Annotated in this window: 10 protein-coding genes; 8 read left to right on the top strand and 2 right to left on the bottom strand. The window is 53.0% G+C overall.

Going from position 1 to position 14,203, the window contains the following annotated elements; genetic code table 11:
- The first annotated feature begins 3 nt into the window (after positions 1-3).
- From lsrK to QQZ17_RS02295, 5 genes are all read left to right on the top strand, one after another.
- Entirely contained in the window at positions 4-1,596 is a 1,593-nt protein-coding gene (gene lsrK, locus QQZ17_RS02315; RefSeq protein ID WP_152401895.1) for an autoinducer-2 kinase, read from the top strand.
- Positions 1,597-1,608: 12 nt separating this feature from the next.
- Positions 1,609-1,959, top strand: coding sequence for a cupin domain-containing protein (locus QQZ17_RS02310; protein ID WP_046487256.1), 351 nt, complete (start codon positions 1,609-1,611; stop codon positions 1,957-1,959).
- A gap of 255 nt (positions 1,960-2,214) precedes the next feature.
- Positions 2,215-4,182: a YjhG/YagF family D-xylonate dehydratase gene (locus QQZ17_RS02305; RefSeq protein ID WP_152401897.1), complete on the top strand. Its 1,968-nt coding sequence runs from the start codon at positions 2,215-2,217 to the stop codon at positions 4,180-4,182.
- Positions 4,183-4,511: 329 nt separating this feature from the next.
- The gene (locus QQZ17_RS02300; RefSeq protein ID WP_152401899.1) at positions 4,512-5,891 is read left to right on the top strand and encodes a glycoside-pentoside-hexuronide (GPH):cation symporter; all 1,380 of its coding nucleotides are present in this window, start codon (positions 4,512-4,514) and stop codon (positions 5,889-5,891) included.
- Positions 5,892-5,901: 10 nt separating this feature from the next.
- On the top strand, positions 5,902-7,518 hold the full coding sequence (locus QQZ17_RS02295; RefSeq protein WP_152401901.1) for a glycoside hydrolase family 43 protein: 1,617 nt from the start codon (positions 5,902-5,904) through the stop codon (positions 7,516-7,518).
- Between the two features lie 11 nt (positions 7,519-7,529).
- Here QQZ17_RS02295 and QQZ17_RS02290 read toward each other — a convergent pair whose 3' ends face one another.
- Positions 7,530-8,291 carry an IclR family transcriptional regulator gene (locus tag QQZ17_RS02290; RefSeq protein WP_152401903.1) on the bottom strand — a complete coding sequence of 254 codons (762 nt, stop codon included), beginning with the start codon at positions 8,289-8,291 and terminating at the stop codon, positions 7,530-7,532.
- A gap of 216 nt (positions 8,292-8,507) precedes the next feature.
- Positions 8,508-10,433, bottom strand: coding sequence for a sigma-54-dependent Fis family transcriptional regulator (locus tag QQZ17_RS02285; protein ID WP_152401906.1), 1,926 nt, complete (start codon positions 10,431-10,433; stop codon positions 8,508-8,510).
- Positions 10,434-10,668: 235 nt separating this feature from the next.
- On the opposite strand from QQZ17_RS02285, the gene QQZ17_RS02280 reads away from it, so the two are divergent.
- From QQZ17_RS02280 to QQZ17_RS02270, 3 genes are read left to right on the top strand one after another with little or no spacing between them, the layout of a single operon-like run.
- Entirely contained in the window at positions 10,669-11,865 is a 1,197-nt protein-coding gene (locus tag QQZ17_RS02280) for a CaiB/BaiF CoA transferase family protein (RefSeq protein WP_152401908.1), read from the top strand.
- An 11-nt stretch (positions 11,866-11,876) separates the two neighbouring features.
- Positions 11,877-12,794: a hydroxymethylglutaryl-CoA lyase gene (locus QQZ17_RS02275; protein WP_152401910.1), complete on the top strand. Its 918-nt coding sequence runs from the start codon at positions 11,877-11,879 to the stop codon at positions 12,792-12,794.
- Between the two features lie 20 nt (positions 12,795-12,814).
- Complete coding sequence (locus QQZ17_RS02270; RefSeq protein WP_152401912.1) at positions 12,815-14,164, top strand: MFS transporter; 1,350 nt, start codon at positions 12,815-12,817, stop codon at positions 14,162-14,164.
- Positions 14,165-14,203 lie beyond the last annotated feature (39 nt).

Here is a 14,203-nt window from a genome sequence, read left to right as displayed (position 1 = left end):
ACGATGGCCCGACCCTGTACCCTCTCTGAATCAGCACATTACCTGATGGCACTGGACGCCGGAACCGGAAGCGTCCGTGCCGTGATTTTCGACCTTGAAGGCAAACAAATCGCGGTGGGACAAGCGGAATGGCGGCACCTTGCCGTACCGGATGTTCCCGGCTCAATGGAGTTTGATCTGGGGAAAAACTGGCAACTGGCCTGTGAATGCATCCGTCAGGCATTACACAACGCCGGGATTGCGCCGGAAGCGATTGCTGCTGTCTCCGCCTGTTCGATGCGCGAAGGCATTGTGGTTTATGACGCAGAGGGAACGCCCGTCTGGGCCTGTGCAAACGTGGATGCCAGAGCGGCACGGGAAGTCAGCGAACTGAAGGAGATCCACGACTACACCTTCGAAAGCGAGGTTTATCGCAGCACCGGTCAGACGCTGGCGTTGAGCGCCATCCCGCGTCTGCTCTGGCTGGCGCACCATCGTTCGGATATCTATCGTCGCGCTTCGACGGTGACGATGATCAGCGACTGGATGGCCTACATGCTCAGCGGCGAGCTGGCGGTGGATCCTTCCAATGCCGGAACCACGGGCCTGTTGGACCTCAAAACGCGCGACTGGAAGCCGTCATTGCTACAGATGGCCGGACTGCGCTCGGATATTCTCTCACCGGTAAAAGAGACCGGGACGCTGCTGGGAAAAGTGACGGCCCAGGCCGCCGCACAGTGCGGGTTAAAAGCAGGCACACCGGTGGTTGTCGGAGGCGGAGATGTTCAGTTGGGCTGCCTCGGCCTTGGGGTCGTACGTCCGGCGCAAACCGCCGTATTGGGCGGAACATTCTGGCAGCAGGTAGTGAATTTACCCGCGCCGATTGTTGATCCTGAGATGAACGTGCGCATTAATCCACACGTCATTCCGGGGATGGTACAAACCGAATCCATCAGCTTTTTTACCGGTCTGACGATGCGCTGGTTCCGCGACGCTTTCTGCGCCGAAGAAAAGCTGATTGCCGAGCGTCTGGGCGTCGACACCTACACGCTCCTGGAAGAGATGGCCTCCAGGGTACCGGCAGGCGCATGGGGAGTGATGCCGATTTTCTCCGACCGGATGCGTTTCAAAAGCTGGTATCACGCAGCCCCTTCATTTATCAACCTGTCCATCGATCCAGAAAAATGCAATAAGGCCACGCTGTTCCGCGCGCTGGAAGAGAATGCGGCCATTGTGTCGACCTGCAACTTACAGCAAATCGCTGATTTTACGGGGATCCATCCCACGTCGCTGGTGTTTGCGGGAGGAGGCTCGAAGGGCAAGCTCTGGAGCCAGATTCTGGCGGACGTTTCAGGGCTGACGGTCAACGTTCCGGTGGTCAAAGAGGCAACGGCGCTGGGCTGCGCCATTGTCGCCGGCGTCGGGGCAGGGATCTGGTCATCCATGGCTGAGACCGGTGAACGACTGGTGCGCTGGGAGCGGGAGCATGTGCCAGACAAAGAGAAACATGAGCTTTATCGGGAATCACGAGAAAAATGGCAGGCGGTATATCAGGAACAGTTAGGTCTGGTCGATCACGGGTTGACCACCTCGCTGTGGAAAGCGCCGGGTTTATAACAGGAGATCGTCATGATTAAATCGAATGAAGCGCAGCATGAGTACCGTTTTGGCGACAGTGGTCCGAAGTATCTCATTCGCGGTCCGGTATGTGACATGGGCGTCGTCATGCTCCAGCCCGGTCAGTCTTTTCCCAATCATCAGCACATCGAAGCCTGTGAAATTTTTTATACCCTGGCAGGCGAAGTGACGCTGTACCTGAACGGTGAGCCCTACACGTTAGGCTCAGGGGATGTTCTGCACTGCGATCCCGGTGAAGCGCATTTTCTGGTGAACAACGGGGATGTGCCGTGGAAGGGCGTCTTTGTGAAATCCCCCCATATACCGGGTGACAGCCATCCCGTCGAGCCTGCCGGGTATTAGCTTCCGGGATTTGTTAATAGACATCAGCGGTCGGATAGTCATTTGTTATCCGACCGTTTCGCTGCGATTTCCTCCTCGTTACATCTCGTTGCTCACCATTTTGTGATCAAGGCTAAAAAACACACAGACTGCCGCTCTCTCTGATTTACCTCTACGCACGGCCTGCATTACAGTGAATTTATAAATAAGAACGTTGTTCTATAATGTAGAACAACACTGGAGCGCCTGAACCCCGTCGCTCGGGAGAGTGAGAAGATGTCTATCAACACCATTTTTACGCCGCAGGACGAACAGTTCTATGCGGTGAAAACCCACGCAGCCGGCCCCCAGGGCGCGTTGCCGCTGACGCCGCAGATGTTACTGGAATCCCCCAGCGGCAATCTTTTTGGCATGACGCAAAATGCCGGAATGGGCTGGGATGCTAACAAGCTCACGGGCAGAGAAGTGCTATTGATTGGCACCCAGGGGGGGATTCGCCATTCGGATGGTCGTCCCATCGCACTCGGTTATCACACCGGGCACTGGGAGATTGGCCTGCAAATGTCGGCGGCGGCGAAGGAGATCACCCGCCTTAGTGGTATTCCGTTCGCGGCGTTTGTCAGCGACCCGTGTGACGGTCGCTCGCAGGGGACGCACGGGATGTTCGATTCACTGCCTTATCGTAACGACGCGGCGATTGTCTTTCGTCGTTTGATTCGTTCACTGCCGACACGGCGGGCGGTAATTGGCGTGGCAACCTGCGATAAGGGCTTACCCGCGACGATGATTGCGCTGGCGTCAATGCACGATCTGCCGGTGATCCTCGTGCCGGGCGGGGCGACACTGCCGCCAACCTTTGGCGAAGATGCCGGAAAGGTACAAACCATCGGGGCGCGTTACGCGAATAACGAACTGAGTTTGAAAGAGGCGTCCGAATTGGGGTGTCGCGCTTGCGCGTCGCCCGGCGGCGGATGTCAGTTCCTGGGCACCGCAGGGACCTCGCAGGTGGTGGCGGAAGCGTTAGGACTGGCGCTGCCGCACTCGGCGCTGGCGCCATCAGGCCAGGAGGTGTGGCTGGAGATTGCGCGTCAGTCGGCACGGGCAGTGATGGCGCTGGATGAGAAGGGGATTACCGCCCGCGACATCCTCACCGATAAAGCGATAGAGAATGCGATGGTGGTGCACGCGGCCTTCGGGGGATCGACGAATTTGCTGCTGCATATACCGGCTATCGCCCATGCCGCCAGATGTCGCCTGCCGGATGTAGCGCAGTGGAGCGCCATCAACCGCAAGGTGCCGCGGCTGGTCAGCGTGCTACCTAACGGGCCGGATTATCACCCGACGGTGCGCGCATTCCTGGCGGGAGGTGTGCCGGAGGTGATGCTGCACCTGCGTCGACTGGGGTTACTGCATGAAGATGTGATGACGGTGACCGGGCAGACGCTCGGTGAAAATCTCGACTGGTGGGAGCACTGCGAACGACGGGTGAAATTCCGCCAGTGCCTGCGCGATCGGGACGGTGTGGATCCGGATGACGTGATCCTGTCGCCGGAGGGGGCAAAAGCCAAAGGGATGACCTCCACGGTGGCATTCCCGGTGGGCAATATCGCGCCTGAAGGTTCAGTTATCAAAGCGACGGCTATCGATCCGTCAGTGGTGGATGAGGACGGTGTGTATCGCCATACGGGCGAGGCACGCGTCTTTGTCTCCGAAGAGGCGGCGATCAAAGCCATCAAACAGGGGCAGATCCAGCAGGGCGATATCATGGTAATCATCGGTGGCGGGCCATCCGGCACCGGCATGGAGGAGACTTACCAGCTCACCTCGGCGCTGAAGCATATCTCATGGGGGAAAACCGTATCGCTCATTACCGATGCCCGTTTTTCCGGCGTATCCACCGGCGCTTGCCTGGGGCACGTTGCGCCGGAAGCGCTGGCGGGAGGGCCTATTGGCAAACTGCGCACGGGGGATGTGATTGAAATCGTGGTCGATCGCCTGTCATTGAAAGGCAGCGTGAACTTTATCGGCAGTGCGCAAGCACGATTGACGCCGGAGGAGGGCGCGACGGTACTGGCGGCGCGCGAGTTACATCCCGACCTGAAGGCCCATGACTATCTGCCAGATGATACGCGACTGTGGGCCGCGCTGCAGGCAGTCAGTGGTGGCACCTGGAAAGGGTGTATCTATGATACAGATAAAATTATTGAGGTGATTAACGCCGGGAAAAAAGCACTTGGGCTTTGAATAATTAAAATTAATTTACCCGATCGCCGAAAAATTATTTCGGCGACTCATAATATGAACATGAAATATATTATCCTTTACGGGAGGGGTGCCTTTTTTTATTTTTCGGGAAAGTGAATCGTTATCACAGAAGTTAAAATACATAATCACTAAAGCAAATATGACAATTGTTGCCTCATCTAATCTCTCTCTACAATCTTCCTCGTAAGCATCATCTGATAAGCACACGGATAAAGGGTGTATTCCTCACAAAGTTCTCGTTCAGATATTTAATTTTGTAGGTCCCGGTCATTCGGAACGTATTTCTCTCATATGATCTGGAGGTAGAAATGCAGTTAACAATGAAAGATAAAATTGGTTATGGACTGGGGGACACCGCCTGCGGGTTTGTCTGGCAGGCCACGATGTTTTTACTGGCCTATTTCTATACGGATGTCTTTGGCCTGTCGGCAGGCGTGATGGGCACATTATTCCTGATTTCGCGCGTGCTGGATGCGATAACCGATCCATTAATGGGGTTAATGGTCGATCGAACGCGTACCCGCTACGGCCAGTTTCGCCCCTATCTGTTGTGGGGGGCGATCCCGTTTGGCATCGTCTGCGTATTAACGTTTTATACGCCTGATTTCTCCGCTCAGGGTAAAATTATCTACGCGTCTGTCACCTATATTTTACTGACTCTGGTTTATACCTTCGTTAATGTCCCCTATTGTGCAATGCCCGGCGCCATTACCGCCGATCCAAAAGAGCGTCATGCTTTACAATCGTGGCGTTTTTTCCTGGCCGCTGCCGGTTCATTAGCCATTAGCGGCATTGCTTTGCCGTTGGTGAAAATTATCGGCAAGGGGGATGAACAAGTCGGGTATTTTGGCGCGATGTGTGTGCTGGGCATTTGCGGTGTGATACTGCTGTTTGTGTGCTTCTTTACGACCAAAGAACGTTATACGTTCGAGATTCAACCTGAATCCTCTGTTAAGAAAGACCTTAAATTGCTAATGGGGAATAGCCAGTGGCGAATTATGTGCGTCTTTAAAATGATGGCCACCGGTTCGAACGTTGTTCGCGGTGGCGCAACGCTCTATTTTGTAAAATACGTGATGGACCATCCTGAACTGGCAACGCAGTTTCTGCTCTATGGTAGCCTGGCGACCATGTTTGGCTCCCTTTGTTCGTCTCGTCTGCTCGGTCGCTTTGACCGCGTCACGTCGTTTAAGTGGATTATTGGCATTTACTCACTGATCAGCCTGAGTATTTTCTTTATTCCGTCGGACAATATCGCGCTGATATTTGCGCTGAATATTTTGTTCCTGTTTGTCTTTAATACCACCACCCCGTTGCAATGGTTGATGGCCTCTGATGTGGTGGATTACGAAGAGAGCCGAAGCGGGCGTCGCCTCGATGGCCTGGTATTCTCCACCTATCTCTTCAGCCTGAAAATCGGACTGGCCATTGGTGGCGCGCTGGTGGGCTGGATCCTTGCCTTCTCCAGCTACTCGGCAGGTAACGCCGTGCAGCCAGATAACGTCCTGACAACCATCAAAATCCTCTTCTGTATCGTACCGGTCGTACTTTACGTCGGTATGTTTACGCTGCTTTCGTTCTACAAACTGAGCAGCAAGCGTGTGGAAGAGATCAGCCAGCAACTGCAACGTCAGCGCACCGCGCAGCCTGAGAAAAACCCTGCCGATGCCGCTGTGGCGGTGAACTGAGGAGAGAACCATGTATCAGATTGAAAACCCGATCCTGACCGGCTTCAACCCGGACCCGTCTCTGTGCCGCGTGGGGGAAGATTATTATATTGCCACCTCAACCTTTGAATGGTTTCCTGGCGTGCGTATTTATCATTCTCGCGACCTGAAACACTGGTCTCTGGTCAGTACACCGCTCGACAGCGTGGCGCTACTGGATATGAAAGGTAATCCGGACTCTGGCGGCATCTGGGCACCTTGCCTGAGCTATGCCGATGGCAAATTCTGGCTGCTGTATACCGACGTTAAAATCGTTGATTCGCCATGGAAAAATGGCCGCAACTTCCTGGTTACCGCCCCGTCTGTTGAAGGGCCGTGGAGCGCACCCGTTTCAATGGGCAACGGCGGGTTTGACCCTTCACTCTTCCATGACGCGGATGGACGAAAATACTATATCTATCGCCCGTGGGGACCACGCCATCACAGTAACCCCCATAACACCATTGTGCTGCAGGAGTATTTCGCTGACACACAAACGCTTTCGCCGCATCGTTCAACGCTCTTTACCGGTACACCGTTAGGCTATACCGAAGGGGCACATATTTATCACCGCGAGGGCTATTACTATCTGGTGGTCGCGGAAGGAGGAACCAGCTACGAACATGCCGTGGTGGTATTGCGGGCGAAAAATATTGATGGGCCATACGAGCTGCATCCTGATGTGACGATGATGACCAGCTGGCATCTGCCGGAAAATCCGTTACAGAAGAGTGGTCATGGTTCATTGCTGGAGACGCATACAGGCGAATGGTATCTGGCGTATCTGACCAGTCGCCCGCTGCATCTTCCGGGAATCCCGCGATTAGCGGCGGGCGGGCGGGGATACTGTCCGCTCGGGCGTGAGACAGGGATTGCGCGTATCGAGTGGCGTGACGGCTGGCCCTATGTGGAGGGGGGTAAACATGCCGCGCTGACGGTGCCGGGGCCGCGGATGGCGGAGCAGGCCGCCGCCGGAACGGGGGCGTGGCGGACGGATTTTGACAGTGAAAGGCTCGACCCGGAACTGCAGACCCTGCGTATCCCGTTTGATGACCAGCTTGGGTCGCTTACCGCCAGACCCGGATTTTTACGTCTGTATGGCAATGATTCACTGAATTCCACCTTTACCCAGTCAACGGTCGCCCGCCGCTGGCAGCATTTCTGTTTCCGTGCTGAAACGCAGATAGCTTTTTCCCCTCGCTACTTTCAACAAAGCGCAGGGCTAACCTGTTACTACAACAGTAAAAACTGGACATACTGCTTTGTGGACTGGGAAGAGGGGCGTGGGCGGACGCTGAAGATTATTCAGCTCGACCACAACGTGGCGCACTGGCATCTTTACGATAATCCGATTCTGGTGCCGGAGAATGCGGAAAACGTCTGGCTGCGCGTGGATGTGGACCATCTGGAATACCGCTATAGCTACTCATTCGATGGCGATCGCTGGCAGACCATTCCGCTAACGTTTGAGGCGTGGAAACTTTCGGATGATTACATTGGCGGCAGAGGCTTCTTTACCGGGGCATTTGTCGGTTTGCACTGTGAGGATATCAGCGGCGACGGCTGCTACGCCGATTTCGCGACATTCTCTTATCAGCCCAACGTATAGCGAGACGCTGGCTAGGGTTGACGGTAGCCCAGCGTTATCGACAACCCCAGCCCGGCATCCATCAGTTTCTGGCGCCAGGCTGTCAGCTCATTGTCGTTAACGCGAGAAGTGAGGGTTGAGAGGCTCAGGGCCGCGATAACCCGCGATTCATGATTCCAGACCGGTACCGCGACGCAGCGCACGCCGGGCTCATTCTCTTCGTTATCCAGCGCATACCGGTTGCGGCGGGTTTCTTTCAGCTCGGCAAGCAGCGAGGCACGATCGGTAATGGTGGAGGGCGTAAAGCCGTTGAACTGATACCCCTCTAACACCGCGGCAAGTTCTTCATCATCCAGCCAGGCGAGCAGTACCTTACCGATAGCCGTGGCGTGAACGGGCAAACGTCGACCAATTCGCGAGTAGGCGATGGCAGCCTGCTTACCTTCAATTTTCTCTATGTAGACGCCTTCGCTGCCGTCCAGAATACCCAGATGCGTGGTCTGTCCCGTTTCCTGCGAGAGACGGGTCAACCAGCTTTTTGCCTTCTGGCGAATATCCATCGTGCCCACAACAAAATGGCCACGCTCGACCAGCTTCATCCCCAGACGGTATTTCCCGTTTTCCGGGTTCTGATCGATATAGCCATGCAGCTGAAGCGTTTTGAGGAGCGAGTGGAGGGTACTTTTGCTCAATCCCATCAGTTTGCTTATCTCGGTGATTTTGAGTTCCGTCGCCTGTTCATTAAACAAGTCGAGGATCTGCAAAGCACGTTCAACAGACTGAATTATTGGCATAATTTTCCACCGTCCACGAAGGATTTTTCTTGTGTGACCGTACTATTTTCGTTGCGGAAAAGCAATGCCGGACACGCTTGCATGATGCACGTTTTTGGCCGGATAAGCGCAGGATTGCCCGATGCTTGTGTAGTCTACGGGTGGGGCAACTCTCGCTACCCTGGCTGCGTTGAAGGCATCTCGTTGCAAACTTATCCTTCAAGTCTGCAAATTCTCTCATTCCCCCAACTCAAAGACATTCTGATTATACTTGCGCCATAAACTCATTTTGCTGATCCCCAGATGGGCGGCGACTTTCTCCTGATCCTGTTCAAAAAGATCCATATAAAACGCAATAATCTGTCGCTCAAGATCTTTAATCACGGCTTTCAGTTGCCCCTTACTCAGATCCGCGACGATCGTTCCGGTCGCCTGTGACGAGTTGAAGGATTTAAGCGCGTTAAAACCGGTGAGATTTAATATTTCAAACAGCGAAGCGTCGGGGAATCCGGCGGATAATAGCGCCAGCCGTTCAATGATAAAATTCAGTTCGCGCACGTTTCCCGGCCAGTTGTAGGTGGAAAACAGGGCGATGAACTGCGCCAGCTTATGCCCACAGCCCGATTTTTCGAGGAAGTGGTCAGCCAGAAAACGGACATCGCCCTCTCTTTCCCGCAGCGGAGGTACCATCAGCGGTAAGACGTTTAGACGATAATAGAGGTCGCCGCGAAACGAGCCTTCCTCCGCCATTTTCTCCAGCGACCGGTTGGTGGCGCCAATAATCCGCACATCGACAGGAATAATGTCCTTTCCCCCCACGCGCATAATTTCGTATTCCTGTAAGACGCGTAATAAACGGCTCTGAATGGGGAGCGGCAGTTCGCCAATTTCATCGAGAAATAAAGTTCCCTGGTGCGCCAGTTCAATCAGACCTTCTTTTCCTTCGCGCCGCGCCCCGGTAAAGGATCCGCCTTCATAACCAAACAGTTCGCTTTCCAGCAGGGTTTCCGGGATGGCGGCGCAGTTAATGGCGACAAAAGGACCCCGGTGGCGTTTACTCTGGTTATGAATACTTTGCGCGAATAACTCTTTACCGGTGCCGGATTCTCCATAAATCATCACCGGGGAGTGGGTATTCGCATAAATTTTTGCCAGATGAATCACCGACTCCATGTGTTTATTTTGCGTGAGGATATGCTCAAACCGGTAACGGGCGGTGAAGCCTTTTTTCATCAGCTTGCCACGAATAATCCGTTCCACTTTTTGAATTTGCGGCGTATCGGTAAACGAGCACACCACTCCGATACACTGCGTTCCACGAAATATCGGCACCCGACTGGTAATGATGGACGTATTATCCAGATCCATAATCTCCCGAATTTCGGGGGATTTTGTCAGCAATACCTGATTAATCCGCGTATTTTTGATGACGGTATCCACCGGTTTGCCAATCACCTGCGAGGCCATCAGGCCAAATATGTTTTCTGCGGATTTATTGAAAATCTGGATCTCGTTATTTTCATTGGTGACGATGATCCCTTCCGTAATCGAGGAGAGGATGATCTCCAGGCGCGCCATATCCTGCTGCTTGCGGTGAGTTGTCTCAACGATAGCCATCGCCTCGCGCAGGGCACTATTCACCGATTCCAGGCCATTTTCGATCAAAATTCCCTGCATCGCATAGTGCTCCGCCGTGTCTGAGACCGGTAATCCTCCCGCTACAGTCTGGAAATTTCTCGCGCGGCATTTTTTGAGTTTATCGACCATATCGGCGTGCGACAGAAAGATAAATTCTTCAATCTCCACTTCCAGTGCGGTCGCTACCAGATTTACGTCAGATAAATAGTTCTGATAATTAAAAAAAGCGATTTTATGCGGATGTTTTTTCAGCGGTGTGAGCGATTTAAGTAAATCCAGCGCGGACGTGAGAATACGCACCACGGGAATTTTGGTCACGCGATCGATATAGTCCGCCGTACCGCCACGACTAATAATGATGTCATAAAAATCAGGATCGAGATTGCGGGCGATCCCCGCCGCTTTTTCCAGACTGCCGTGAAAGACATGGCAATTAAAAATACCGGCGCATTGTTCAGTAACAACGGCTGCCAGTGCCGGATAGGGGGTAATCAAGGCCAGGTTGGGTAATGTTTTGTGTGACATAAATCACCATGTAAAATTTGTGGCTATCACAAATCAATATCACAACTGTTATAGATTTCAAAATTGAAAGGCGTTTTTCCCTCTTTCAGATAAATAATAAAAATCAATAAGGTCAGTAATATCATCTGGTTATGATGTTCATTTCTGTTTTATTCATTTCTGGCACGCATCTTGGATTGCACAGGGTACAGGCGAGCAGCCTTGTTGCACTATCCAATAAAAAGTGAGGGAAAGAATGAATAAACAGTCTGGTGTATTAAGTGGGGTTCGCGTTCTGGATTTAACCCGGGTACTGGCTGGCCCCTATTGCGGGATGATGCTGGCGGATTTCGGCGCAGATGTCATTAAAATCGAATTGCCGGGAAAAGGGGATGATTCGCGGGCTAACGCGCCGCAGATTAATGGCGAAAGTGCCTATTTCATGAATTTAAACCGCAATAAGCGCGGGATGACGCTGAATCTTAAATCGGAAGAAGGTCGACAGATATTCCTCGATTTAGTCCGCGACAGCGACGTGGTGCTGGAAAACTATCGTCCAGGGGTGATGGAAAAACTGGGGCTCGGTTATGAGGATTTACGCAAAGTAAATCCGGCGATTATTTACGGCGCGGTTTCCGGCTTTGGTCATACCGGACCGTATTCGAAACGCGCGGGCTACGACATTATCGGCCAGGCCATGAGTGGATTGATGAGCACCACCGGTTGGCCTGATACACCGCCTACTCGTACCGGAACAGCCATTGCCGATGTGGTTGGCGGAATGAGTTGCGCCATCGGCGTCCTTGCCGCTTACGTTAATCGTCTGAAAACCGGTGTCGGTGAAAAAGTGGATATTGCGCTGGTCGACTCGATGGTATCGTCACTGGAAATTATCAACATTATTTACCTTAATACCGGACGTATTCCGACGCGTATTGGTAACCGCTATGAAGCGATTTATCCGTATGACTCTTTCCAGGCGCGTGATGGCTACGTCATTATTGCCTGCGGTAATGACAAATTATACGGTCTACTGAAACACGTCCTGCAAATAAGCGCCCTGGAAGATGAGAAATTTAAATCTAACCTCGACCGTGTCGCCCACCACGCCGAACTGAAAGAAATAATCGAATGCTGGACCCGCGATTTAGATATCGACACCATTGTGACGTTGCTGCTGGATGCCGGTATTCCTTCTGCGCCGATCAATACCATCGACCGCGTGACGCAGGATCCACATATTGCCGGAGCCCGCGAAATGTTTGTCGATATTGAACACCCGGTCGCCGGGAAAATTACCATGACTGGCAATCAGGTTAAATTCACGCATAACAAGGCAACCATCAGAATGCCTGCGCCAACGCTCGGTCAACACAATTACGAAGTGCTTAAAGAACGTCTGAACTATTCAGATGAAAAAATTGAGCAACTCATTCGTTCAGGCATTCTGTAAGGGATTTCACCATGTCGACATTTATCCAGATTACGGAAGTGGGACCGAGAGACGGCTTTCAGAATATCAAAACGTTTATCCCCACCGATTTAAAAATAAAAATTATCGATCGTCTGGTTGAGGCGGGTATCGGTGCGATGGAAATCACCTCGATGGTCAGCCCGAAAGCGATCCCGCAAATGCGTGATGCCCGTGAGGTTATTCAGCATGTTCTGACCACGCATCCGCATATTATTCCCTCCGTGTTAGTACCGAACATAAAGGGGGCCAGCCTCGCTAATGAGGCGGGTATTAAAAATATTAACTATGTCGTTTCGGTCAGCCCGGCGCATAACAAGGCCAACATTAACCGGACCCATGCCGAATCGCTGGAGGACCTTTATAACATTCGCCAGACCTTTGCGGATATGACCATCACGCTGTCGCTGGCGACGGTATTTGGCTGCCCGTTTATTGGCGAGACGAGTCGTGAAACGTTGATGGATATGATCAAGTTTGCGGATGACCTCGGGATTTCGGCGATCACCCTGTGCGATACCATCGGCGTCGCCAACCCGACCCAGACGTTGTCCGTGCTGCACGGGATCCAGCAGAAATTCCCCAAAATGGATATTGGTTTGCATCTGCATAATACCCACGGCATGGCGCTGGCCTGCATGTTTGCTGGCGTTCAGTCCGGGATCACGCGCTTTGAGACCGCCGTCGGCGGACTGGGCGGGTGTCCTTTTGCGCCAGGCGCCGCCGGCAATGCGGCGACCGAGGATGCGGTGAATATGTTTAACCGAATGGGGCTCGATACGGGGATTTCCCTGCCTGACCTGCTGGATATCGCAAACCTGATCCGCAGCACGATCGAGCCGATATTGTTGAGCAGTCTTTCGCGTGCCAGAACCTACGGTGAATTTAATTTTTGCAGCGAACAATTCTGACCTCTGATACGGAAACAGACATGATGAATAATAATATCGGGAAACCGAAGATGACCCATTACAGATGGTGGGTCATGAGTTTTATCTTTGTTACCTACACCGTGGCGAACGCCGACCGCGCGAATATCGGCTTTGCTATTCCGTTTATTCAGGAAGAGTTTCAAATCTCGAATACCATGGCCGGGTTGTTGATCAGCCTGTTCTTTGCCGGATATGCTTTTTTTCAGATCCCTGCCGGGTATTTAATTAAGAAATTCGGGATGCGTAATGCCTTTGCGATGGGGATGTTATTAACCTCCGTGTTTACGGGGTTGATGGGGATGGTGAATAACATTTTCCTGCTGAAGATCCTGCGTTTTATGGTGGGCGTTTGCGAGTCGCCGGTGGTCATTGGCTCGACGGTGACCATTAACCAGTGGTTCCCGTCGAAGGAGAAAGGGACGGCGACCGGGCTGTTTCTGGCGGGATCCAAGTTTGGTCCGCTGATTGTCCCGCCGCTGTGCGCATGGATAATCACCGTCTGGGGCTGGCGTTATATCTTTGTCTTCTTCGCTATTCCGGGCATGCTGCTGGCGATCTTCTGGTATCTGATGGTTCGCAATAAGCCGGAAGAAAGCCGCTTCGTTAATGAGCAAGAAGTCGCTTATATCCGCGAAGAACAGCTTCCGGCGACGACCCAGGAAGCTGCCGCACCGGTCGCGCCAGAGTTCAATTATTGCTGGCTCGACAAACTGATTCGCACAAAGCAGGTGGAAGAACTGTCCTGTTCGAAGCAGGTTTTCCGCTGCTGGGATATTTACGGCGTCGCGCTGGGATACTTTTCGATGGTGGGGATCGTCAGCGTGCTGATGTCCTGGCTGCCCAAGTATCTGATCACCGAGCGCGGATTCGATCTGACGAGTTCTGCCGCACTGGCAGCGGCACCGTTCCTCGGGACGGTAATGGGCAACTTTATTGGCGGCGTTCTTTCCGACCGGGTGCTGAACAAGCGGCGTAAACCGCTGATGTTGCTCAGTGCCGGGGCGACGATTTTCACCATGTACTCGCTGGTTTATGCGCCGGAAAGCAAAATCGTTCTGTCGCTGATGCTGTTCCTGTTGGGGCTGATGCTGTCGCTGGGCTATTCGGCTTACTCGGTCTACGCGATGGGACGGGCGAATAAAGACATTTACCCGATCGCTTATAGCGTAATCAACATGGGCGGACAACTGGGCGGAATGTGTATGCCGCTGATTGTGGGCATAATTCTGGATGCCTACAACTGGGATGCGGTGTTCATGGCGATGACCGGGTTCTGTGTTCTGTGCTTTATTCTGGTCTCCACGGTCATTGAACCCTTGTCGAAAAATATGAAGGTCAACTACCGGTAACCGGCGTGATGAAGTGCGGGTAAGCATATGGGCTAACCC

This window comes from Citrobacter sp. T1.2D-1 (genome assembly GCF_950098555.1).
Classification (GTDB): Bacteria; Pseudomonadota; Gammaproteobacteria; order Enterobacterales; family Enterobacteriaceae; genus Citrobacter_A; species Citrobacter_A telavivensis.
This window is presented reverse-complemented; position numbering and strand designations above follow the sequence as displayed.